Consider the following 23,495-nt stretch of genomic DNA (forward strand, 5'->3'; position numbering starts at 1 on the left):
CGCAATAAAATTCCTGAGAGTACGCCATGACGCTCTACGTCAACCTCGCCGAACTGCTCGGCTCGCGAATCGAAAACGGCTTCTATCGTCCCGGCGACCGCCTGCCCTCGGTACGCGCGTTGAGCGTCGAACATGGCGTCAGCCTGAGTACCGTGCAGCAGGCGTATCGGGTGCTGGAAGACAATGGCCTGGCCGCGCCGAAACCCAAGTCCGGCTATTTCGTCTCGGTCAGCCGAAAAGCACCTGCGCTGCCAGCGGTAGGCAGGCCGGTGCAGCGGCCTGTGGATATCTCTCAATGGGATCAGGTACTGGACCTGATTCGCGTGGCACCCCTTGAAGCCGTCACGCAGCTGGGGCGCGGCATGCCCGATGTCACCAGCCCGACCCTGAAACCGTTGATGCGCGCGCTGAGTCAGTTGAGTCGTCATCAGGACATGCCGGGGCTGTATTACGACAACATCTATGGCGTGCGCAGGCTGCGCGAACAGATTGCCAGGCTGATGCTCGACTCGGGCTGCAACCTGACCGCCAATGACCTGATCATCACCAATGGCTGCCATGAAGCCCTTTCAGCCAGTGTCCGGGCCATTTGCTCGCCGGGGGACATCGTGGCGGTGGACTCGCCAAGCTTCTTCGGCGCCATGCAGACGCTCAAGGGCGTGGGCATGAAAGCCATGGAAATCCCCACCGACCCGCTGACCGGCATCAGCCTCGAAGCGCTGGAACTGGCGCTGGAGCAATGGCCGATCAAGGTCATTCAGCTGACACCCAACTGCAACAACCCACTGGGCTACGTCATGCCCGAAGCGCGCAAGCGGGCACTGCTGACCCTGGCGCAGCGTTTCGACGTGGCGATCATCGAGGATGATGTGTATGGCGACCTGGCCTACAACTACCCTCGCCCGCGCACCATCAAATCCTTCGACGAAGACGGTCGCGTCCTGTTGTGCAGTTCGTTTTCCAAGACCCTGGCACCGGGGCTGCGAATCGGCTGGGTAGCGCCGGGCCGTTATCTGGAGCAGGTGTTGCACATGAAATACATCGGCACCGGCTCGACCGCCCCGCAACCTCAATTAGCCATCGCCGATTTCATCGAAGGCGGCCACTACGAGCCTCATGTGCGGCGCATGCGTACCCAATACCAGCGCAGTCGCGACCAGATGATCGACTGGGTGATGCGCTATTTTCCCGAGGGCACCCGCGCCAGCCGGCCGCAAGGCGGTTTCATGCTGTGGGTGGAACTGTCCGAAGGCTTCGACACCCTGCGCCTGAACCGCGCCCTGCTGGGCAAGGGTGTACAGATCGCCGTGGGCAGTATCTTTTCGGCCTCGGGCAAGTACCGTAACTGCATGCGCATGAACTTCGCGACCAAATCCAGCCGCGAAATCGAGAGCGCCGTGCGTATCGTGGGCGAGACAATTGCACTGCTGAATGCGCAAACTGACTGATGCGGGCAAATCTTTCCCGGTTTTGCGGGTCATATCGCCAAGTCGAGCCATGTCCAGACGCGGAAGATCAATTTGAATAATTCATGGGCCTTGCCCTTTTGCTTGCTGGTGGCGTTGTGCGTCAGCGGTTGCGCGCATCAACAGGTCGCCAGCGAGCCAAGCCAGGCCATGCCGTCTTCAGGCTCTGCGTTCGGCCGCTCGATCCAGGCCATGGCCATGCCGCACGAAGGGCGTTCTGGCTTTCGCCTGCTGCCGGACAGCAGTGACGCCTTCAAGGCTCGTGCCGAACTGATCCGCAACGCCAAGAGCAGCCTTGATCTGCAGTATTACATCGTCCACGACGGCCTGAGCACACGCGCGCTGATCGACGAACTGCTCAAGGCGGCAGACCGTGGCGTTCGTGTGCGCATCCTGCTGGACGACACCACCAGCGATGGCCTGGATCAGGCCATCGCTACCCTCGCCGCTCACCCGAACATTCAGATTCGCCTGTTCAATCCGCAAAACCTGGGGCGCGAAACCGGCATCACCCGCAGCCTCGGGCGCTTGATGAACCTGTCGCGCCAGCACCGGCGCATGCACAACAAGCTATGGCTGGCCGACAGCAGCGTGGCCATCGTCGGCGGGCGCAACCTGGGCGATGAATACTTCGATGCCGAGCCGAACCTGAACTTCACCGATATCGACATGCTCAGCGTGGGGCCGGTGGCCGAGCAGCTCGGCCACAGCTTCGACCAGTACTGGAACAGCACGCTCAGCAAGCCTATCGATGAGTTCATGTATTTCCTGCCCGACGGCGAGGATCTGGCCGAGGCCCGGCGCAAGCTGGACGACTCGCTGGAGCAGGCGCACCAGCAGCACAAGGCGCTGTATGAGCGACTGATGGCCTACAAGACTCAGCCGCGCATGAAGACCTGGCTCAACGAGCTGGTCTGGGCGTACAACCAGGCGCTGTGGGACGCACCCACCAAGGTACTGGCGCAGGGCGAGCCTGATCCGCACCTGCTGCTGACCACGCAACTGGCGCCTGAACTGCTGAACACTCGCAAGGAACTGATGCTGATCTCGGCCTACTTTGTACCGGGCCAGGAAGGCTTGCTGTACCTGACCGGTCGTGCCGATGCCGGCGTCAACGTCAGTCTGCTGACCAACTCCCTGGAAGCCACCGACGTGCCTGCCGTGCATGGCGGCTATGCGCCGTACCGCAAGGCGCTGCTGGAGCATGGCGTGAAACTGTTCGAGCTGCGCCGACAGCCTGGCGATACCGAGACGATGCGCGGCGGCGGTCCGCACCTGTTCAAGAAAAGCCATTCTCTGGCCAGTTCCGAATCAAGCCTGCACAGCAAGGCGATGATCTTTGATCGACAGAAAGTCTTTGTCGGCTCATTCAACTTCGACCCGCGCTCTGTGCTGTGGAATACCGAAGTGGGCGTACTGGTCGACAGTCCGCAACTGGCCGAACAACTGCGCGAACTGACCTTGCAGGGCATGGCCCCGTCGCTCACCTACGAAGCGCGGCTGGAGGACGGCAAAGTGGTGTGGGTAACCGAAGACAACGGCCAGATCCACACTCTGCATACCGAACCGGGCGACTGGTGGCGGCGTTTCAATGCGTGGATGAGCCGCGCCATCGGCCTGGAAAGAATGCTTTAAGCGGGCGCAGCCTGCGCATCCCCGAACGCGCCGCGTCGCCGGATCAGTATCAACAGGCCAAGCGCACCTGCAGCCATCATCAGCGGCAGGGCTTCACCGCTGACCCACTGGCTGCCCGCGCCGGCTATCAAAGGGCCGAGCAGGCAGCCGATGCCCCACAGTTGAGCAACATGCGCGTTGGCGCGGACCAGTGAATCATCGCGATAGCGTTCGCCGATCAGAATCAGCGACAGGGTGAACAGCCCGCCGGCACTGGCCCCGAAGACGGTCCACAGCGGCCAGATCAGAATGGTGTCGATCAGCAGCGGCACCAGCAGGCTGGACGCCAGCAGCAAAGCGGCGCAGCCGGTAAACATCGCACGACGTGAAATGCGGTCGGCGAGCATGCCGATCGGCAGTTGCAGCAGCGCATCACCGACCACCACCACGCTGACCATGAGCAGAGCGATTTCAGGAGTGAAGCCGTGGCGTATGCAGTACAGCGGCAACAGGGTGAGGATCAGCGCTTCGAACGCGGCAAACAGGGCGACCGCCCAGGCGATGGCAGGCATGCCGCGACAGAAGCCGGACAGATCGGCAAACGTCACGTTGCAAGATTCGGTCGACGGCGCGCCGGTACGCCCCAGCAGCAGAAACGGTGAGCCGACCAGCAGCACTACGCCAATCCAGAAACCATAGTCGGCCTGGGTGCCGATCACGCCCAGCAGCAGCGGACCCGCGAGTTGGCTCAATGCGTAGGTGCTGCCATACAGCGCCACCAGACGCCCGCGCAAGCGCTCGATGACCAACTGATTGATCCAGCTTTCACCCAGCACGAAGACGATGGTCAGAATCACCCCGAGGGTCAGGCGCAGGACCAGCCATATCCAGTAATACGGCAGCAGCGCCAGCGCGCCGACTGAAACTGCCCCGGCCCACAGGCACAGGCGCATCAGATTAGCTGTACCAAAGCGCGCCGCCAGGCGACTGGCAAGCGCCGCGCCGAGCAGCACGCCCACCGCAGGCATCGCCGCCATGATGCCAATGGCAAACGAGCCGTAGCCCCAGCCCGCCAGCCGCAATGAAACCAGCGGCATGCTGACGCCCATTGCCAGACCGACGCCCAGCACAGACGCCAGCACAGCAAAATAAGTACCCCAACGCATTTCCACGCTCCTGCCCGGCGCTGCGCTACGCGCTCATCGCCTTGTACAAATCCTGTGTGGAGCGATGATCAATCTTGAGATGACCATCGTGCCAATGCTCCGCGTTGGCATGCATCCCGCGACGCTCCGCGTCATAGATTCGTGCCGTTGCGCACATGCAAACCAGGACGCGGAGCGTCCAGAACTACACTCCCACGCAGAGCGTGGGAGCGATGAGCAAATGACTACAGCTTGATCCAGGTCGACTTCAGCTCGGTGTATTTGTCGAACGCATGCAGCGACTTGTCGCGACCATTGCCCGACTGTTTGAAGCCACCGAACGGTGCGGTCATGTCGCCGCCGTCGTACTGGTTGACCCATACGCTGCCTGCACGCAAAGCCTTGGCGGTCAGATGCGCCTTGGAGATGTTCGCGGTCCATACGGCAGCGGCCAGCCCATACTGCGTGTCGTTGGCGATCTGGATCGCTTCTTCGGCGCTGTCGAACGTCAGTACCGAAAGCACCGGACCGAAAATTTCTTCCTGAGCGATTTTCATCGCGTTGTTCACACCATCGAAAATGGTCGGCTCGACATAGGTGCCGCCGGTTTCCTGCAGGATGCGCTTGCCACCCGCAACCAGCTTGGCGCCGTCGGTGTGGCCCGCTTCGATATAGGACAACACGGTGTTCATCTGCTGGGTATCGACCAGCGCACCCACGGTGGTCGCAGGGTCCAGCGGGTTACCGGGCTTCCAGGCGCTGAGTGCCTCGATCACCATCGGCAGGAAGCGATCCTTGATCGAGCGCTCGACCAGCAGGCGCGAACCGGCGGTGCAGACTTCGCCCTGGTTGAAGGCAATCGCGCTGGCGGCTGCGCTGGCGGCGGCCTGCAAATCAGGCGCGTCGGCAAAGACGATGTTCGGGCTCTTGCCGCCGGCTTCCAGCCAGACGCGCTTCATGTTCGATTCGCCCGCGTAGATCATCAGTTGCTTGGCGATTTTGGTCGAGCCGGTGAACACCACGGTGTCCACGTCCATATGCAGGGCAAGCGCCTTGCCGACGGTGTGGCCATAGCCAGGCAGCACATTGAGCACGCCCGCAGGAATGCCGGCCTCAATGGCCAGTTGTGCAATGCGAATGGCCGTCAGCGGAGATTTTTCCGATGGCTTGAGGATGACCGAGTTGCCGGTGGACAGCGCAGGGCCCAGTTTCCAGCAGGCCATCATCAGCGGAAAATTCCACGGTACGATGGCGGCCACGACACCTACTGGCTCGCGTGTCACCAGGCCCAGTTGGTCATGAGGCGTTGCCGCGACTTCGTCATACAGCTTGTCGATGGCCTCGCCGCTCCAGCTCAGGGCTCTGGCGGCCCCGGGGATGTCGACACCGAACGAGTCGCCAATCGGCTTGCCCATGTCCAGAGTCTCAAGCAGCGCCAGCTCTTCGGCATTGTGCTTGAGCAGCTCGGCGAAACGGATCATCGTTTCCTTGCGTTTGGCCGGAGCCAGTCGCGACCAGGCACCGGAGTTGAAGGCACTGCGTGCACTGTCGACCGCGCGTTGCGCGTCAGCGGTGTCGCAGTTGGCAACCTTGGCAAGCATCCGGCCATCGACCGGGCTGATGCAGTCAAACGTCTCGCCGGAGGAGGCTGCGGTGTATTCGCCTTGAATGAAGGCACGGCCTTCGATCTTCAAATTCTGGGCGCGTTGCTCCCAGTCAGCACGAGTCAGGGTGGTCATTTGCATGTCCTCCTCTTGTTGAATGTGGGTGTGTCATGGTTGATTAAAGACACAATATGAAATTTTCAGGACGGCAGTACCCTAAACCAGCGGCCCGACAAAACCAATATATTTGACATAAATAGCCGCTACGGTGCTTTTATGTTGATTTTATTAAACAGCTCCGCACGCGCGCCGAGGCACTAACGCACTGCACGCACGTCAAACCTTCAACGCATTCAGGACAAGGGGCCCATCATGAGCATCGAAAGCATCGTCGACTTCAGTGAAGCCAGCACCGCTGCGGAGCACTATCGCCCTGCACCGGAAAAGATTTTCAAGGGCGACCCGGCACAAACCCTCTACAACCACTACAACAGCCCCTGCGGACAGATGAGTGCGGGCGTCTGGAATGGCGAGCCTGGGCAGTGGCAGGTGAATTATTCAGAGCATGAGTATTGCGAGATTGTGCAGGGTGTCTCAGTCCTGCGCGACGAGCAGGGCAACGCGAAAACCCTGCGCGCAGGCGACCGATTCGTGATTCCGGCAGGCTTCAAGGGCACCTGGGAGGTGCTGGAAACATGCCGCAAGATTTATGTGGTGTTCGAAGCGGCTGCAGATAAATAAGTAACGCCCTGGCAGCTACGCCAGGGACGCAGGCACAAAAAAACCCGCCAAGGCGGGTTTTTTTGTAGCCGACAGAATCAATTACTTGATTTTGCCTTCTTTGTAGATCACGTGCTTGCGTACAACCGGATCGAATTTTTTGATTTCGATTTTATCCGGGGTAGTACGTTTGTTCTTGTCGGTGGTGTAGAAATGGCCTGTACCAGCGCTCGACACCAAACGGATCAATTCACGCATGATTTTCTCCCTTAAATTTTGCCGTCGCGACGCAGTTCAGCGAGCACAACTTCAATGCCACGCTTGTCGATGATACGCATGCCTTTAGCAGATACGCGCAGACGAACAAAACGCTTCTCGCCTTCAACCCAGAAGCGGTGATGCTGCAGGTTTGGCAGGAAACGACGACGGGTTTTGTTGTTTGCGTGGGAAATGTTATTCCCAGTCACCGGACCCTTACCGGTAACTTGACATACTCTCGACATGCCTCAGCCCTCTAAAACCACATGCCCAACCCGGCATGGGTTGGCCGCTTAATCTCTCAGTCATTTGGCGCCAGGCGCCGCGTTTCTTTAAGGGTCTTACCGGCTACACCTACAGTGAAGGAACCGGGCCCCTAGAAAAGAGCGCTGCTTTATACCAGAAAGCCTTTGGCACAACAACAGGCAAAGCACTTTGACCCGAATGATCGCGCCTCGCGCAGCGGTATGCTCAAGCACAGCGGGGGCACAGGCAAATCGACCGCTCGTCGCGCCGTGACGATTGTTCTGCGCCAGTACATGGTCTAGGGTTAGTCCCTCACCAGACTGCGCCGGCAGATGGGGCCCTTTCTGAACAGGAAATAACGCCATGCGCCTAGCTGCACTCCCTTTTTTGCTCGTTCCACTCCTGCTTCCCGTCGCTGCCCAGGCATCGAACCTTGTGGTCTGCACCGAAGCCAGCCCCGAGGGCTTCGACGTTGTACAGTACAACTCGCTGACCACCACCAACGCATCGGCCGACGTGCTGATGAACCGCCTTGTGGACTTCGATGCCAAGAGCGGCAAGCTGGTGCCGAGCCTGGCGGAAAGCTGGACTGTCTCCGAAGACGGACTGACTTACAACTTCAAGCTGCGCCCCGGAGTGAAATTTCACACCACCGACTATTTCAAGCCGACGCGCGAGCTGAGCGCGGATGACGTGCTGTTCAGCTTCCAGCGCATGCTCGACCCGCAGAACCCGTGGCACAAGATCGCCCAGAGCGGTTTCCCGCATGCGCAGTCCATGCAGTTGCCCGCCTTGATAAAGAGCATCGAAGCGCCTGATGCACACACCGTGCGCTTCACGCTCAACCACGCGGACTCGACCTTCCTGGCCACGCTGAGCATGGGTTTCGCCTCGATCTATTCAGCCGAATATACCGCGCAGCTATTGAAGGCGGGCACGCCGGAAAAACTCAACAGCCAGCCGATCGGCACCGGGCCGTTCGTGTTCAAGCGCTTCCAGAAAGATGCCGCGGTGCGCTATGAGGCGTTCGACGATTACTTCGCCGGCAAATCCGACATCGACACACTGGTGTATGCCATCACTCCGGACGCCAATGTGCGCCTGCAGAAAATCCGTCAGGACGAATGCCAGATAGCGCTCTCGCCCAAACCCCTGGATATTCAGGCAGCCAGCAAGGACGACTCGCTCAAGGTCGAGAAGACTGAAGCGTTCATGACCGCGTTTGTCGCGATCAACAGCCAGCACCCGCCGTTCGACAAGCCGGAAGTTCGCCAGGCCATCAACCTGGCGTTCGACAAGGACAATTACCTGAAAGCCGTGTTCGAAGGCACCGCTGAAAAGGCCAATGGTCCTTACCCGCCCAACACCTGGAGCTACGCCAAGGATCTGCCTGGCTATCAGCACGATGTTGCCAAGGCCAAGGCGCTGCTGGCCAAGGCCGGTGTGAAAGAGGGCTTCAAGACCACCATCTGGACGCGACCTTCCGGGAGCCTGCTGAACCCGAACCCGAGCCTGGGCGCTCAATTGCTGCAGGCTGACTTGAAACAGATCGGCATCAATGCCGAGATCAAGATCATTGAATGGGGTGAGCTGATTCGCCGCGCCAAGGCTGGCGAGCATGACCTGCTGTTCATGGGCTGGGCGGGCGACAATGGCGACCCGGATAACTTCCTGACCCCGCAGTTCTCGTGTGCAGCTGTGCAATCGGGCACCAACTTCGCCCGCTATTGCGACAAGACACTGGACAAGCTGATCGCAGACGGTAAATCAGTCAGTGACCAGGCCAAGCGCAGCAAGCTGTATCACCAGGCCCAGCAGCAAATTCAGCAGCAGGCACTGTGGCTCCCCCTCGCCCACCCGACGGCTGCAGCCCTGGTGCGCAAGGACGTCACCGGTTACCAGGTCAGCCCGTTCGGCAGGCAGGATTTCTACAAGGTGCAGGTCAAGTAAGTCGCCAGACTGACCTCGACCTTTCTGTATGACGTCGCGCCAATGCCCTGCATTGGCACGGCTCACCTGAAGACCGGACGCAGAGCGTCCAGACCGGCATTACCACGCAGAGCGTGGGAACGATAATCCGAGCGCCGCCCTATCGTGCCCATCGCTCTGCGTCAGCTCTTCGCAAAACTCCCTACATCAAGCCGCGCTCCACCATCGAAAGTGGCTCGCCGTCTCCCACGATCACGTGGTCAAGCACATGAACATCCACCAGCATCAGTGCCTCCTTGAGGCGCTTGGTCAGGTCGATGTCGGAACGGCTGGGCGTGGTGATACCGGAAGGATGGTTGTGGCAGAGGATCAGGCTGGCAGCGTTGTGCGCCATCGCTCGTTTCACCACCTGACGCGGGTGCACGTAGGACGCGTTGATCGTCCCGCGAAACAAGATCTCGAAGGTCATGACCCGGTGTTTGTTATCGAGAAACAGGCAGCCGAAAACTTCGTGCGGCTCATGCCGCAGCAGGGCCTTGAGATAGCTGCGAACCTGGGTCGGGTTTTCCAGCGCTGATTCCCGACGCAAGGACTCGGCCATGTGCCGACGCGCCATTTCCATGACCGCCTGCAACTGAGCGAACTTGGCGGGCCCGAGCCCCAGCTGCGAGGTGAATACTGTCAGATCCGCATCCAGTAACGGTCTGAGCCCGTCAAATTGATTCAACAGATGACGCGCAAGGTCTACAGCGCTTTTTCCGGCCACGCCGGTGCGTAAAAAGATAGCCAGCAACTCGGCGTCGGAAAGGCTCGCCGCCCCCAACTCCAACAAGCGTTCCCGGGGGCGTTCAGCCGCGGGCCAACTGCGAATACTCATAGCACCTCCATGTGATTGGGCACCGCTGTTCCGGTGCGGTCGCTGTGCTATCTTAGCCCATCTTTTTTGCACGACGATCTGGCCTGGGGAGGCGTCATGGCCGTCGTGTGTTCACTCGACCAAAAAGGCAGGTCTATGCAGCGGCTGTATCGAAAACGCATCGTTCTTGGCGTCGGCGGCGGCATCGCGGCCTACAAGAGCGCTGAGCTGGTCCGCCGCCTGCGCGATCAGGGCGCTGAAGTGCGTGTGGTCATGACCCGGGGCGGAGCAGAGTTCATCACCCCTCTGACCATGCAGGCCCTGTCCGGGCACCCTGTGCACCTGGACCTTCTCGACCCGGCCGCCGAGGCCGCGATGGGCCATATCGAACTGGCCAAGTGGGCCGATCTGATCCTCATCGCACCGGCCACCGCCGACCTCATCGCGCGCCTGGCGCAAGGCATCGCCAACGACCTGCTGACCACCATCGTGCTGGCTACCGACGCGACTGTCGCCATTGCCCCGGCGATGAACCAGGCGATGTGGCGTGACGCCTCGGTGCAGGCCAATACCCGCCTGCTCGAAGAACGCGACTTTCGCGTGTTCGGGCCGGCGTCCGGCAGTCAGGCGTGTGGCGATGTCGGCTTCGGACGCATGCTGGAGGCCGACGACCTGGCCCAGTGCGCGGCCGACTGCTTCCAGCGCCTGACCCTGACCGGCAAGCATGTGCTGATCACCGCAGGCCCGACCCAGGAAAACATCGATCCGGTGCGCTACATCACCAACCACAGCTCCGGAAAAATGGGCTTTGCCCTGGCCGAAGCGGCTGTAGAGGCCGGCGCCCGCGTCACACTGATCACCGGGCCGGTCAACCTGCCTACGCCTGATCGCGTCTCGCGCATCGACGTGGTCAGCGCCCGCGACATGTTGGCGGCGTGCGAGGCAGCCATCCCCTGCGACCTGTTCATCGCCTCTGCCGCAGTGGCCGACTACCGCCCGGAAGTCGTTGCCCCGCACAAATTGAAGAAAGATCCTTCGAACGGTGACGGCTTGCTGCTGCAGATGGTGCGCAATCCGGATATTCTGGCGACCATCGCAACCCGCCCGGATCGCCCCTTCAGTGTCGGCTTTGCCGCCGAGACCGAACACCTGCTCGACTACGCTGCCCGCAAGCTCAAGGACAAGAACCTCGACCTGATTGTCGCCAACGATGTCGCTAACCCGAGCATCGGCTTCAACAGTGAGGAAAACGCCTGCAGCGTGATTGACCGGGCGTTGCACGCAACGCTTTTCGCTCAGACCAGCAAGGCCAAGATCGCTCGCCAGCTGGTCACTTTTATCGCCGACCGCATGAATCAGGTTTAACTACGAATGCACGCTCTACAAGCCAAGATCCTCGACCCTCGCATTGGCAACGAATTCCCGCTGCCGGCCTACGCCACTGTCGGCTCGGCTGGCCTGGACCTGCGTGCCATGCTCAAGGAGGACACGCTCCTCGAGCCCGGCCAGACCCTGCTGATCCCTACAGGCCTGTCGATTTACATTGGCGATCCGGGCCTTGCCGCGCTGATCCTGCCGCGCTCCGGTCTGGGCCACAAACACGGCATCGTGCTGGGCAATCTGGTGGGCCTGATCGACTCGGATTATCAGGGCGAACTGATGGTCTCCTGCTGGAATCGCGGCCAGACTGCTTTCAACATCGCAGTCGGCGAGCGCATCGCCCAACTGGTACTGGTGCCGGTCGTACAGGCGCACTTCGAGCTGGTTGAAACGTTCGACGAAAGTCAGCGTGGCGCTGGCGGCTTCGGTCATTCCGGCAGCCATTGATCGCCATTCGGCACATAATCCGGGTTCGGGGCAAGGCTCAGGGAGAGGTCGGTGAAAGGTAATCAACACAGCGCTTTACAGCACGCCGTACCCACCGATAACTCGCCTCCGGCTGCGAGCCTCAAAGGCCTTGCCCCTGGCCTGGTGCCTGCCGCCATCGGCTTGCTTATCGCTGCAGCACTGGTCTGGATCGCTCTGATCACCGGCCCCCGGCAACAAGACCCGCTTGTCCAGGCCTGGGGCGGCAGCCAGGCGGCAGCGGTGGGTCTGGCGCTGCGTCAGATCAACGCCGACACCCAGTCGGCAGCCTCCAGTGCAGCACTTGTCCAGACGCTGCAGAGCAACGATGCCTCTGCCCTGCCAGCCGCTCAGGATCGATTCACCAAGTGGGACGGCCTCTCCGGCGCTCGGCTTTACCCCAAGGGGCTGGCCGATGTGGATACGCAAGGCGCACTGCCCGTCAGTTTCGCCACCCTGGACATGCTCAACAAGGCCGCACAAGGTGAGGCCGTCGCCCCGGAGGCGCGCAAGGTAGGCGAGCGCTGGCTGATCTACAGCGCCGCGCCTGTGCGTGCCGCTGCCACTCAGCCGGTGGTGGGGACGTTGCTGCTGGCCTTTGACCTGCAGCGCTTGCTCAACGCCTTGCCGGCGCTGCCTGCCGATGCCGGGCAAGTGGTGCTCAGCCAGCAGTTCGGCAGCGGACCCGCTCAGGTTTTCCTGCAGCGCGGTCAGGCCGATGAAGGCAAGCCCCAGGCCTTCGATACCGGTTATCCGGGCTGGAAACTCGAGTTCACGCCTGGTCCCGGGCTGAAAACCTCGCCGTCCATGATGCTTCTGCTGCTGGCACTGATTATCGCTGCAGCGGGCGTGCTGCTTGGCTTGCACCGTAATGAACGGGCCCTGCAGAAGCGTATTTGCGCCGACGCGCGGCAACTGGATCAGCTGCTCCAAGAACTCTCGCGTGGAAAAGCCGTCAAACCCTTCGGTTTGAGCCTCCCGGCACTTAGTGGTCTGGCTCAGGCCCTTGCTCGTGTCTCGCTTCGTAGTCAGCCTCAGGCAGCGTCTGTCCTGGCTGCGGGCGAGCAGCGCGATGCAGATATTGCCAAAGGCAGTGCTTCGTCCACCGTGGCCGCATCACGCACCGACTGGACCGATCCGCTGTTTCAAGATACCGATATCCTTGATATCGACCTTCTCGACGAAAACCAGGACTTCCTGAGATCGGAGCATAACCTCTCTATGAACAGCCCAGCATCCGTGGCACCCAACCTTCCCGAGACTATTTTTCGCGCCTACGACATTCGTGGCGTGGTCGGGGACACCCTCAACGCTGAAACGGCTTACTGGATCGGCCGCGCCATTGGCTCCGAAAGCCTGGCGCAGAACGAACCCAACGTCAGCGTTGGCCGCGACGGTCGCCTCTCCGGTCCTGAACTGGTACAGCAACTGATTCAAGGTCTGCACGATAGTGGCTGTCATGTCAGCGATGTGGGCCTGGTGCCAACGCCTGCGCTGTATTACGCGGCCAACGTGCTGGCAGGCAAGACCGGTGTCATGCTCACCGGCAGCCACAACCCCAAGGACTACAACGGCTTCAAGATCGTCATCGCGGGCGATACCCTCGCCAACGAGCAGATCCAGGCGCTGCACGAGCGCATCAAGACCAACAACCTGACGTCGCAGAAAGGCAGCATCACCAAGGTCGACATCCTTGATCGCTACTTCCAGCAGATCAAGAACGACATCGTCATGGCGCGCAAACTGAAGGTCGTGGTCGACTGCGGCAATGGCGCGGCAGGCGTGATCGCCCCGCAACTGATCGAAGCGCTGGGCTGCGAAGTGATTTCCCTGTTCGCGGAAGTGGACGGCAACTTCCCCAACCACCACCCGGATCCGGGCAAGCTGGAAAACCTGCAGGACCTGATCGCCAAGGTCAAGGAAACCGGCGCCGACCTGGGTCTGGCCTTCGACGGTGACGGCGACCGTGTCGGTGTCGTGACCAACGCAGGCAATGTGGTGTACCCGGACCGCCTGTTGATGCTGTTCGCGCTGGACGTGCTCAAGCGCAATCCCGGTGCAGACATCATTTTCGACGTCAAATGCACACGCCGCCTGACTCCGCTGATCAGCGAACATGGCGGTCGTCCGGTGATGTGGAAAACCGGTCACTCGCTGATCAAGAAAGAAATGAAGAAAAGCGGTGCGCTGCTGGCAGGCGAAATGAGCGGCCACATCTTCTTCAAGGAACGCTGGTTCGGTTTCGACGACGGTATCTACAGCGCAGCACGTCTGCTGGAGATCCTCAGCCAGGAGTCGGCCAACGCCGAAGACCTGTTCGAGACCTTCCCGAACGATATTTCGACGCCTGAAATCAACATCAAGGTGACGGATGTCACCAAGTTCAGCATCATCAAGGCCCTTGAAACGGATGCGCAGTGGGGCGACGCCAAACTGACCACCATCGACGGTGTCCGTGTGGACTATCCGAAGGGCTGGGGTCTGGTTCGCGCTTCCAATACCACGCCGGTACTGGTGCTGCGCTTCGAAGCCGAAACCGAGGCCGAGTTGCAGCGTATCAAGGACGTTTTCCACGCAGAACTCAAGAAAGTTGCGCCGGACCTCGACCTGCCATTTTGATTGTTTTTCCTTTTGACTGGAGCCCTGAATGACCCTCGAACGCGATGCCGCCTCTAATGTAGCCAAGGTCCTTTCCGAAGCGCTGCCTTACATTCGCCGCTTTGTCGGCAAGACGCTGGTTATCAAGTACGGCGGCAACGCCATGGAGAGCGAAGAGCTGAAAACCGGCTTTGCGCGCGACATCGTGTTGATGAAAGCAGTGGGCATCAACCCGGTGGTGGTTCACGGCGGCGGGCCGCAGATCGGTGATCTGCTCAAGCGCCTGTCCATCGAGAGCCACTTCATCGACGGCATGCGCGTTACCGACGCGCAAACCATGGATGTCGTGGAGATGGTACTGGGCGGCCAGGTCAACAAGGACATCGTCAACCTGATCAACCGTCATGGCGGCAGCGCGATCGGCCTGACCGGCAAGGACGCTGAGCTGATTCGTGCGAAGAAGCTCACCGTCACGCGCCAGACGCCGGAAATGACCAAGCCCGAAATCATCGACATCGGTCAGGTCGGTGAGGTGGTCGGGGTCAACACCGGACTGCTCAACATGCTGGTCAAAGGGGATTTCATTCCGGTCATCGCGCCTATCGGTGTGGGCCCTGACGGCGAGTCCTACAACATCAACGCCGACCTGGTCGCAGGCAAGGTTGCCGAAGCCCTCAAGGCCGAGAAGCTGATTCTGCTGACCAACATCGCCGGCCTGATGAACAAGCAGGGCGAAGTCCTGACCGGCCTGACCACCGAGCAGGTCGACGGCCTGATCGCCGACGGCACCATCTACGGTGGCATGCTGCCGAAGATTCGTTGCGCGCTGGAAGCGGTTCAGGGCGGGGTCAACAGCTCGCACATCATCGACGGTCGAGTGCCCAACGCGGTCCTGCTGGAGATCTTCACCGACAGCGGTGTCGGCACCCAGATCACCAACCGCAAGCGGCACTGATTCAGGCGTAACACCCAAAGGCCCCGTGAACTGATACTCACGGGGCCTTTTTGTTGGCTGATGACTGAGAACGCTATCCGTACCCACATCGAGCGCGCGGAACGAGCGCTTAACTATCGTGCCCATGCTCCGCGTGGACACGCACTTCTGGACGCTCTGCGTCCTATCCTGAATGTGTAGCGCGGCGCAGATTTGTGACGCGGAGCGTCACGAAATGCATTCCCACGCTGGAGCGTGAGGAACGATAGGTATCCGAGGGATCACGGAGCGTAACGTGCCTGGGAGAACGCTATCGTGCCCATGCTCCGCGTGGGTATGCCGTTCTGGACGCTCTGCGTCCTATCCTGAATGTGTGGCGCGGCGCAGATTTGTGACGCGGAGCGTCACGAAATGCATTCCCACGCTGGAGCGTGAGAAACGATAGGTGTCTGGGGGATCGCGAGCGTAACGTACCCGGGAGAACACTATCGTGCCCATGCTACGCGTGGACACGCACTTCTGGACGCTTTGCGTCCGGTCATTGAGTCAGCCGCTGGACGCGTGCGCGATCGACGGCGAAGTCTGCTTCGGCCTTTACGCGTGCGGCCTGATACCCGGCGATATCGGCTTGCAGTTTCTGCTGCTGATCGCGCAAGTCGTTCAGTTGCTCGACAAGTGCCTGCTGAACAGGACGCCCTGCCCGCTCAAGATCGGCGGCCTGGCCTTGCAGACTGCGCTGCTGGGCCGCCAGCCCCTGAATGTTACCCTGGGCAACGCCAACCAGCGCATCCAGTTCGCCAAGCTTGCGGGCCTTCATGCGGTCCACCTCCGCGACACTGCTGTACAGGCTCAGCAACTGTGCATCGGCGGCGGCCTGGCGCTTGTCTGCCTCGGACTGACGAATCTGCTCAGCCGTAGGCGCAGGTGGTACAACCTGAACCACCCTGCCACGACTGTTGAGCACTTCGTAGCCTTTGCCAACATAGTCCGGCGGCACGCCCTGCGTGTCGATCACTGTCACCCCGCGGCTGTCGACATAGCGATAAAGACGGGGTTCAGGCGCGTCGGCCGCCTGAGCGAGCATGGGCGCAAGCATGACCACAGCAATCCAGCCCCGCAAAACCCTCAGCGAGCCTGAAACCGAAACCCATGCCTTGCCGCCGACTGCCATAGGCACGTCCTCAGATTCCGAATTGCGCGCGATAGGCTTCGACAGCAGGCAGATGCTGCTTGAGCTGCGGATCGTCGGCCAGGAACTCGAGCACCTGATTCAGCGACACGATACTCACCACCGGAATCCCGAAGTCACGCTCGACTTCCTGAATCGCCGACAGCTCGCCATTGCCACGCTCCTGACGATTGAGCGCGATCAGAACGCCGGCAGCTGTCGCGTTCTGGTCCTTGATGATCTGCATGACCTCACGGATCGCAGTGCCTGCAGTGATCACGTCGTCGATAATCAGCACATTACCTGCCAGCGGGGAGCCCACCAGGCTGCCGCCCTCGCCATGCGCCTTGGCTTCCTTGCGGTTGAAACACCATGGCAGATCACGGTCATGATGCTCGGCCAGCGCCACGGCAGTGGCCGATGCGAGCGGAATGCCCTTGTAGGCCGGACCGAACAGAACGTCGAAGGCAATACCGCTTTCAACCACGGCTGCTGCGTAGAAACGCCCCAGTTGCGCCAGTGCGGAACCGGTGTTGAACAACCCCGCATTGAAGAAGTACGGGCTGGTGCGCCCGGACTTGAGAGTGAACTCACCGAAGCGCAGAACACCGCGATCGATGGCAAAACGAATGAAATCGCGTTGATACGCCTGCATGAAAAAAGCTCCGAATACCACGGATTTAGCTAATTAGGTAGAGCTCGGGTATCATACACGCACGTGATTTTTGGGGCCATTTATGCGGATCATCAGTGTGAACGTAAATGGCATTCAGGCTGCGGTCGAGCGTGGTTTGCTCAGCTGGCTGCAAGCTCAGAATGCCGACGTCATCTGCTTACAGGACACCCGCGCCTCCACCTTTGAACTGGACGATCCAGCCTTTCAGCTGGATGGTTACTTCCTCTATGCCTGCGAAGCCGAGGTTCCCGCTCAGGGTGGTGTGGCGCTGTATTCGCGGTTGCAGCCGAAGGCGGTAATCAGCGGCCTCGGCTTCGAGACGGCCGACCGCTACGGGCGCTACCTGCAAGCAGATTTCGACAAGGTCAGTATCGCTACCCTGCTCTTTCCGTCGGGGATGAATGGTGATGAAGACCTGAATCAGAAATTCAAGCTCATGGACGATTTCGGCAAGTACATGGACAAGCAGCGCCGCAAGCGTCGCGAATACATCTACTGCGGATCGCTCTATGTGGCGCAGCAGAAGCTCGATATCAAGAACTGGCGCGACAGCCAGCAGTCGCCCGGCTTCCTCGCGCCCGAACGCGCCTGGATGGACGAGATCGTCGGCACCATGGGCTACGTCGATGCCCTGCGTGAAGTCAGCCGTGAAGGTGACCAGTACAGCTGGTGGCCGGACAACGAGCAGGCCGAGATGCTGAATCTGGGTTGGCGCTTCGACTATCAGATCCTGACGCCAGGCCTGCGCCGCTTCGTGCGCAGTGCCCGTCTGCCACGCCAGCCGCGCTTCTCGCAGCACGCACCGCTGATCGTGGATTACGACTGGACCCTGACTATCTGATACCAGACAGACAGCGAACACGAAAAAGCCGACATCGAAGTCGGCTTTTTGCGTTGCTCGCGTGTGGCGTTACTTAATAAAACGCAACGTGAACGGATAGCGATAATTCAGCCCGTTGTTGGCCTTCACTCCGGCAATAACCGTGAGTATGAACGCGCCCAGGCATACCAGCATGAACAGAGCGATGCCGATGACCACGAACATCAACATTATGCAGACCAGGCCTGCAATCGCAGCGGTAATCTGAAAATTCAGCGCTTCCTTGCCTTGCGAGTCGATAAACGGGTCCGACTCTCTTTTCATTTGCCAGAAAATCAGTGGCGCAAGCAGATTACCGAAGGGAAATACCAGCCCGATGAGGGCAGACAAATGACAGAACATCGCCCATTGGCAGACTTCCCTGCTGGGCTTGTACAAGGGCTGCAGACTGTCATTCATCATTAGTGCTCCTTTATATCAATCGGCCAGCGCGGCACGCTGCAATTCAAACAACTCGGTCATACCCTTTTGCGCCAGCGCGAGCATCGCGTTCAGCTCTTCAGGCTGGAATGGCGCGCCTTCAGCGGTACCCTGAACTTCAATGAAACCGCCTGCACTGGTCATGACCACGTTCAGGTCGGTTTCAGCAGCCGAGTCTTCGAGGTAGTCCAGGTCGAGCACCGGCTCACCCTGATACATGCCGACCGAAACGGCCGCGATCATCTGCTTGAGCGGGTCGCCGCCTTTCAGGCCGCCGCGCTTCTTGATCACCTTCAGCGCATCTGCCAGAGCAACCATCGCACCGGTAATAGAAGCTGTACGAGTACCACCGTCAGCCTGAATGACATCGCAATCGACGTACAGGGTGACGTCACCCAGCTTGGACATGTCCAGCGCAGCGCGCAGCGAACGACCGATCAGGCGCTGGATTTCGAGTGTGCGACCACCCTGCTTGCCGCGGCTGGCTTCGCGCTGGTTACGCTCGCCAGTGGCGCGTGGCAGCATGCCATATTCGGCAGTCAGCCAACCCTGGCCCTGCCCCTTGAGAAAGCGTGGTACGCCGTTTTCGACGCTGACGGTGCAAATCACCTTGGTATCACCAAACTCGACCAGTACAGAACCCTCGGCGTGTTTGGTGTAGTTGCGGGTGATGCGGATCGAGCGGAGCTGATCGGCGGCGCGACCACTTGGACGTTTCATCTGGGATACCTGTACTGAGACGGAAAACTGCTGGGCATTATAGAGGCCACAGCTGCCGCTGGGCATCTCTAAAAGCCGTCAATGCCGATCCAGCGCAAACAGAAGGCCCTGGATCAAGGCTTTCGACGCGCCGATGCCGGGTAAAACAACGCCTTGCGTCACTTGTCACACTGTCGGATTGGGAGCCTGCGCCGCACTGCGCTACAATCCTGCGCCTCTGCAGCCAGCCGGCTTTCACGACGCCCATGACCGCCACTTCTGCGCGCTCATGAACCGAACCACGCTTTGAAAGCGAACCAAGAGGTATTTCCCATGGTGCACAGCATGACTGCCTTTGCCCGAGTAGAGCGGGCCGGTGCCCAGGGCACACTGAGCTGGGAACTGCGCTCGGTCAACCACCGCTATCTCGAGCCGCACCTGCGCCTGCCGGAGTCGTTCCGCGACCTGGAAGGCGCGATTCGCGAAGCGCTGCGGCAGGGCCTGTCGCGCGGCAAGGTCGAATGCACACTGCGCTTTGTCGAGGAAACCGCCGGCAAGCCGCTGCAGGTGGATCTTGAACGCGCAGGCCAATTGATCGCCGCAGCCGAGTCGGTTGCCGGCTTGATCAAACAGCCTGCTGCATTGAACCCGCTCGAGGTGCTGGCATGGCCGGGCGTGCTGGTCGCCGATGCCAGCGATCCGCAGGTATTGAACAGCGAGGCCCTGAAGCTGTTCAATGATGCGCTGACCGAATTGAAAAGCGGGCGTGGGCGCGAAGGCGCAGACCTGGCCCGGCTGCTCGACGAACGCTTGTCCTCCATCGTCGAAGAAGTCGCCACCTTGCGCACACTGGTGCCGCAGATGCTCGCAGCCCAGCGTCAGAAGGTGCTGGATCGCTTTGCCGACATGAAAGCCGAACTAGACCCCCAGCGTCTGGAACAGGAAATGGTCCTGCTGGCACAGAAAAGCGATGTCGCCGAAGAACTGGACCGCCTCAGCACACACGTCACCGAAGTGCGTCGCGTACTCAAGGCTGGCGGCCAGGCAGGACGCCGCCTTGATTTCCTGATGCAAGAGCTTAACCGCGAAGCGAATACACTGGGCTCCAAGGCCTTCGACCCACGCAGCACGCAGGCTGCCGTCAACCTCAAAGTGTTGATCGAGCAAATGCGTGAGCAAGTGCAGAATATTGAGTAAGGCTGAACCTGACATGACCCATATCACTGGCACCCTGTACATCATTTCCGCTCCGTCCGGCGCGGGCAAGACCAGCCTGGTCAAGGCGTTGATGGACGCTCAGCAAGAGCCTCAGCACGGCGCGCAGGCAAAGATTCGCGTCTCTGTTTCGCACACCACGCGCGCCATGCGTCCCGGCGAGGTGGACGGCGTGAACTACAACTTCGTCGATCGTGCCACGTTCCTGAGCATGATCGAGCACGGCGACTTTCTCGAGCAGGCCGAGGTCTTCGGCAATCTGTACGGCACGTCGCAGAGCCACCTGCAGCAGACGCTGGACGAAGGCCACGACCTGATTCTGGAAATCGACTGGCAGGGAGCTCGTCAAGTGCGCGCGCAGATGCCGCAGGCCCGCTCCATCTTCATTTTGCCGCCGACCCAGCAGGCCTTGCGCCAGCGCCTGACAAATCGCGGCCAGGACAGCGACGAGATCATCGAAGCCCGGATGCGTGAAGCGGTCAGCGAAATGAGCCACTACAACGAGTACGAGTACGTGGTGGTCAATGACGATTTCGCCGGTGCGCTGGAAGACCTCAAGGCGATTTTCCGCGCCAATCGCCTGACTCAACAGCATCAGCAAGAGCAATACAGCGAGCTTTTTCAGGAGTTGCTGGCTTGATCGAACCGTTTCCAGGCATCAGGCAACAGGTTAAAAGCATGCCGTTGGTGGCATGCCGCTTGATGACTGGTGCTGTCCGCTTGTAAACTACCGAGTCCGCTCGCCCATCAGGGCATCGCGCATCCGCATTTGCTACGAGGAATACCCATGGCCCGCGTAACCGTTGAAGACTGCCTAGAACACGTGGATAACCGCTTTGAGCTGGTCATGCTCTCTACCAAGCGTGCCCGTCAACTGGCAACCGGCGGCAAAGAACCAAAGCTGGCCTGGGAAAACGACAAGCCTACCGTTATGGCCCTGCGTGAAATCGCGGCTGGCGTGATGGATTACTCTGTAATCGCAGAAGCTGAAATCGTTGAAGATGAACCATTGTTCGCAGCGTTCGAGGACGAGTCCAACGAGGCCGTCTAAGCCTATGCCAGGTCGACGTAGTACGGCGCAGGGTAAAAGCCATTGGCAAGGGGTAGCGCCTTGCCGAGCATAGACGCCCTCGCCGACAGACTGTCGGCCTACCTCGGCAAGGACCAGGTCAATCTGGTCCGCCGAGCGTATTTCTACGCCGAACAAGCCCACGATGGCCAGCGCCGTCGCAGTGGTGAAGCCTACGTCACTCATCCTCTTGCGGTGGCGAATATTCTTGCCGACATGCACATGGACCATCAGAGCCTGATGGCTGCGATGCTGCATGACGTTATCGAAGACACCGGGATTGCCAAGGAAGCGCTCAGCGCTCAGTTTGGCGAGACCGTCGCGGAACTGGTCGACGGGGTCAGCAAACTGACCCAGATGAACTTCGAGACCAAGGCCGAAGCCCAGGCGGAAAACTTCCAGAAAATGGCCATGGCCATGGCGCGCGACATTCGCGTCATCCTGGTCAAGCTCGCCGATCGCCTGCACAACATGCGCACGCTAGAAGTCCTGTCCGGCGAAAAGCGTCGGCGCATCGCCAAGGAAACCCTCGAAATCTATGCCCCCATCGCCAATCGGCTGGGCATGCACAGTGTGCGCATCGAATTCGAAGACCTGGGCTTCAAGGCGATGTACCCGATGCGCTCCTCGCGAATCAACCAGGCGGTCAAGCGCGCCAGGGGCAATCGCAAGGAACTGGTCAACAAGATCGAAGAGTCCCTGAGTCATTGCTTGGCCGTCGATGGTATCGAAGGCGACGTCAGTGGGCGGCAGAAGCATTTGTATGGCATCTACAAGAAGATGCGCGGCAAGCGTCGCGCCTTCAACGAAATCATGGATGTCTACGCGTTCCGAATCATCGTCGACAAGGTCGACACCTGCTATCGCGTGCTCGGCGCTGTACATAATTTGTACAAGCCGCTGCCCGGTCGCTTCAAGGATTACATCGCGATCCCCAAGGCCAACGGCTATCAGTCTCTGCATACGACCTTGTTCGGCATGCACGGCGTGCCTATCGAGATCCAGATTCGCACCCGCGAAATGGAAGAAATGGCCAACAACGGCATCGCGGCACACTGGCTGTACAAATCCAGTGATGACGAGCAGCCCAAGGGCACTCACGCCCGAGCCCGACAGTGGGTCAAGGGCGTGCTGGAAATGCAGCAGCGTGCCGGCAACTCTCTGGAGTTCATCGAAAGCGTCAAGATCGACCTGTTCCCGGACGAGGTCTACGTCTTCACGCCCAAAGGCCGAATCATGGAGCTGCCCAAAGGCTCCACAGCGGTGGATTTCGCCTACGCGGTGCACACCGATGTCGGCAACAGCTGCATTGCCTGCCGGATCAACCGCCGACTGGCACCACTCTCCGAACCGCTGCAGAGCGGCTCGACCGTCGAGATTGTCAGCGCTCCCGGCGCACGTCCGAATCCGGCCTGGCTGAACTTCGTCGTCACCGGCAAGGCGCGCACGCACATTCGTCACGCGCTCAAACTGCAACGCCGCTCCGAGTCGATCAATCTGGGCGAGCGCCTGCTGAACAAGGTCCTCAACGGCTTTGAATGCAGCCTCGACAAGATCGGCCAGGAACGCATTCAACTGGTGCTCAACGAATACCGGGTTGAAGTGCTGGAAGACCTGCTCGAAGACATCGGCCTGGGTAATCGCATGGCTTATGTCGTTGCCCGCCGCCTGCTGGGCGAAGGCGATCAGTTGCCGAGCCCGGAAGGTCCGCTGGCGATTCGTGGCACCGAAGGTCTGGTGCTCAGCTACGCGAAATGCTGTACGCCAATTCCGGGCGACCCGATTGTCGGCCACCTGTCTGCAGGCAAGGGCATGGTTGTGCACCTCGACAACTGCCGCAACATCAGCGAAATCCGCCACAACCCGGAAAAATGCATCCAGCTGTCCTGGGCCAAGGACGTGACGGGCGAATTCAACGTCGAGCTGCGTGTCGAACTCGAGCATCAGCGCGGCCTGATCGCGCTGCTGGCCAGCAGCGTCAATGCGGCGGACGGCAATATCGAAAAAATCAGCATGGACGAACGCGATGGTCGCATCAGCGTGGTCCAACTGGTGGTCAGCGTGCACGACCGTGTGCACCTGGCTCGTGTGATCAAGAAACTGCGCGCCCTGACCGGTGTCACACGCATCACCCGGATGCGCGCGTAGGCCAT

Annotated in this window: 22 protein-coding genes; 13 read left to right on the forward strand and 9 right to left on the reverse strand. The window is 60.2% G+C overall.

Annotated features, from left to right (window positions below):
* Positions 1-26 precede the first annotated feature (26 nt).
* Together BLR20_RS17025 and BLR20_RS17030 are read left to right on the forward strand one after the other, a co-directional pair.
* Entirely contained in the window at positions 27-1,448 is a 1,422-nt protein-coding gene (locus BLR20_RS17025) for an aminotransferase-like domain-containing protein (RefSeq protein WP_054992811.1), read from the forward strand.
* 72 nt (positions 1,449-1,520) lie between these two features.
* Complete coding sequence (locus BLR20_RS17030; RefSeq protein WP_074594872.1) at positions 1,521-3,101, forward strand: phospholipase D family protein; 1,581 nt, start codon at positions 1,521-1,523, stop codon at positions 3,099-3,101.
* Here the strand turns inward: BLR20_RS17030 and BLR20_RS17035 are convergent.
* Together BLR20_RS17035 and BLR20_RS17040 are read right to left on the reverse strand one after the other, a co-directional pair.
* On the reverse strand, positions 3,098-4,246 hold the full coding sequence (locus BLR20_RS17035) for an MFS transporter (RefSeq protein WP_054992810.1): 1,149 nt from the start codon (positions 4,244-4,246) through the stop codon (positions 3,098-3,100). The genes BLR20_RS17030 and BLR20_RS17035 overlap by 4 nt on opposite strands.
* A gap of 224 nt (positions 4,247-4,470) precedes the next feature.
* Positions 4,471-5,964 carry an aldehyde dehydrogenase gene (locus tag BLR20_RS17040; protein ID WP_054992830.1) on the reverse strand — a complete coding sequence of 498 codons (1,494 nt, stop codon included), beginning with the start codon at positions 5,962-5,964 and terminating at the stop codon, positions 4,471-4,473.
* Between the two features lie 237 nt (positions 5,965-6,201).
* On the opposite strand from BLR20_RS17040, the gene BLR20_RS17045 reads away from it, so the two are divergent.
* Entirely contained in the window at positions 6,202-6,570 is a 369-nt protein-coding gene (locus tag BLR20_RS17045; protein WP_054992809.1) for a cupin domain-containing protein, read from the forward strand.
* 81 nt (positions 6,571-6,651) lie between these two features.
* On the opposite strand, the gene rpmG is transcribed toward BLR20_RS17045, so the two are convergent.
* The gene (gene rpmG, locus BLR20_RS17050; RefSeq protein ID WP_002551515.1) at positions 6,652-6,807 is read right to left on the reverse strand and encodes a 50S ribosomal protein L33; all 156 of its coding nucleotides are present in this window, start codon (positions 6,805-6,807) and stop codon (positions 6,652-6,654) included.
* 11 nt (positions 6,808-6,818) lie between these two features.
* Positions 6,819-7,052, reverse strand: coding sequence for a 50S ribosomal protein L28 (gene rpmB / locus BLR20_RS17055; RefSeq protein WP_002551514.1), 234 nt, complete (start codon positions 7,050-7,052; stop codon positions 6,819-6,821).
* Between the two features lie 364 nt (positions 7,053-7,416).
* Between rpmB and BLR20_RS17065 the strand changes: the two genes are divergently transcribed.
* Positions 7,417-9,003 (forward strand): ABC transporter substrate-binding protein, encoded by a 1,587-nt coding sequence (locus BLR20_RS17065; protein WP_054992808.1) that lies wholly within the window; start codon positions 7,417-7,419, stop codon positions 9,001-9,003.
* Positions 9,004-9,184: 181 nt separating this feature from the next.
* Here the strand turns inward: BLR20_RS17065 and radC are convergent, their stop codons facing one another.
* Positions 9,185-9,859 carry a RadC family protein gene (gene radC / locus BLR20_RS17070; protein WP_010426859.1) on the reverse strand — a complete coding sequence of 225 codons (675 nt, stop codon included), beginning with the start codon at positions 9,857-9,859 and terminating at the stop codon, positions 9,185-9,187.
* A gap of 135 nt (positions 9,860-9,994) precedes the next feature.
* Here radC and coaBC point away from each other — a divergent pair, with 135 nt between their 5' ends.
* Genes coaBC through argB form a run of 4 tightly spaced genes read left to right on the forward strand, consistent with a single transcriptional unit; the run spans position 9,995 to position 15,236 of the window.
* Positions 9,995-11,203 (forward strand): bifunctional phosphopantothenoylcysteine decarboxylase/phosphopantothenate--cysteine ligase CoaBC, encoded by a 1,209-nt coding sequence (gene coaBC / locus BLR20_RS17075; protein WP_003314000.1) that lies wholly within the window; start codon positions 9,995-9,997, stop codon positions 11,201-11,203.
* 6 nt (positions 11,204-11,209) lie between these two features.
* A complete protein-coding gene (gene dut / locus BLR20_RS17080; RefSeq protein WP_003313999.1) occupies positions 11,210-11,665 on the forward strand; it encodes a dUTP diphosphatase in 456 nt (151 codons plus the stop codon).
* A 51-nt stretch (positions 11,666-11,716) separates the two neighbouring features.
* Positions 11,717-14,302, forward strand: coding sequence for a phosphomannomutase/phosphoglucomutase (locus BLR20_RS28290; RefSeq protein WP_054993982.1), 2,586 nt, complete (start codon positions 11,717-11,719; stop codon positions 14,300-14,302).
* A 28-nt stretch (positions 14,303-14,330) separates the two neighbouring features.
* Positions 14,331-15,236 carry an acetylglutamate kinase gene (gene argB / locus BLR20_RS17090; protein WP_002551508.1) on the forward strand — a complete coding sequence of 302 codons (906 nt, stop codon included), beginning with the start codon at positions 14,331-14,333 and terminating at the stop codon, positions 15,234-15,236.
* Between the two features lie 517 nt (positions 15,237-15,753).
* Here argB and BLR20_RS17105 read toward each other — a convergent pair.
* Entirely contained in the window at positions 15,754-16,386 is a 633-nt protein-coding gene (locus BLR20_RS17105) for a hypothetical protein (RefSeq protein ID WP_010438056.1), read from the reverse strand.
* 10 nt (positions 16,387-16,396) lie between these two features.
* Complete coding sequence (pyrE, locus tag BLR20_RS17110; protein WP_003313993.1) at positions 16,397-17,038, reverse strand: orotate phosphoribosyltransferase; 642 nt, start codon at positions 17,036-17,038, stop codon at positions 16,397-16,399.
* Positions 17,039-17,120: 82 nt separating this feature from the next.
* On the opposite strand from pyrE, the gene BLR20_RS17115 reads away from it, so the two are divergent.
* Positions 17,121-17,900: an exodeoxyribonuclease III gene (locus BLR20_RS17115; RefSeq protein ID WP_002551505.1), complete on the forward strand. Its 780-nt coding sequence runs from the start codon at positions 17,121-17,123 to the stop codon at positions 17,898-17,900.
* Positions 17,901-17,969: 69 nt separating this feature from the next.
* On the opposite strand, the gene BLR20_RS17120 is transcribed toward BLR20_RS17115, so the two are convergent.
* The gene (locus BLR20_RS17120) at positions 17,970-18,338 is read right to left on the reverse strand and encodes a DUF4870 domain-containing protein (protein WP_010438052.1); all 369 of its coding nucleotides are present in this window, start codon (positions 18,336-18,338) and stop codon (positions 17,970-17,972) included.
* A gap of 18 nt (positions 18,339-18,356) precedes the next feature.
* On the reverse strand, positions 18,357-19,079 hold the full coding sequence (rph, locus tag BLR20_RS17125; RefSeq protein WP_003313989.1) for a ribonuclease PH: 723 nt from the start codon (positions 19,077-19,079) through the stop codon (positions 18,357-18,359).
* Between the two features lie 312 nt (positions 19,080-19,391).
* Between rph and BLR20_RS17130 the strand changes: the two genes are divergently transcribed.
* From BLR20_RS17130 to spoT, 4 genes are all read left to right on the forward strand, one after another.
* Positions 19,392-20,255, forward strand: a complete 864-nt coding sequence (locus BLR20_RS17130; RefSeq protein WP_010438047.1) for a YicC/YloC family endoribonuclease — start codon at positions 19,392-19,394, stop codon at positions 20,253-20,255.
* Positions 20,256-20,268: 13 nt separating this feature from the next.
* Positions 20,269-20,913: a guanylate kinase gene (gmk, locus tag BLR20_RS17135; protein WP_003344442.1), complete on the forward strand. Its 645-nt coding sequence runs from the start codon at positions 20,269-20,271 to the stop codon at positions 20,911-20,913.
* A 147-nt stretch (positions 20,914-21,060) separates the two neighbouring features.
* The gene (rpoZ, locus tag BLR20_RS17140) at positions 21,061-21,324 is read left to right on the forward strand and encodes a DNA-directed RNA polymerase subunit omega (RefSeq protein WP_003320174.1); all 264 of its coding nucleotides are present in this window, start codon (positions 21,061-21,063) and stop codon (positions 21,322-21,324) included.
* Between the two features lie 60 nt (positions 21,325-21,384).
* Positions 21,385-23,490, forward strand: coding sequence for a bifunctional GTP diphosphokinase/guanosine-3',5'-bis pyrophosphate 3'-pyrophosphohydrolase (gene spoT / locus BLR20_RS17145; RefSeq protein ID WP_003404001.1), 2,106 nt, complete (start codon positions 21,385-21,387; stop codon positions 23,488-23,490).
* The last annotated feature ends 5 nt before the right edge of the window (positions 23,491-23,495 follow it).

The sequence above is a fragment of the Pseudomonas congelans genome (assembly GCF_900103225.1).
GTDB lineage: Bacteria > Pseudomonadota > Gammaproteobacteria > Pseudomonadales > Pseudomonadaceae > Aquipseudomonas > Aquipseudomonas congelans.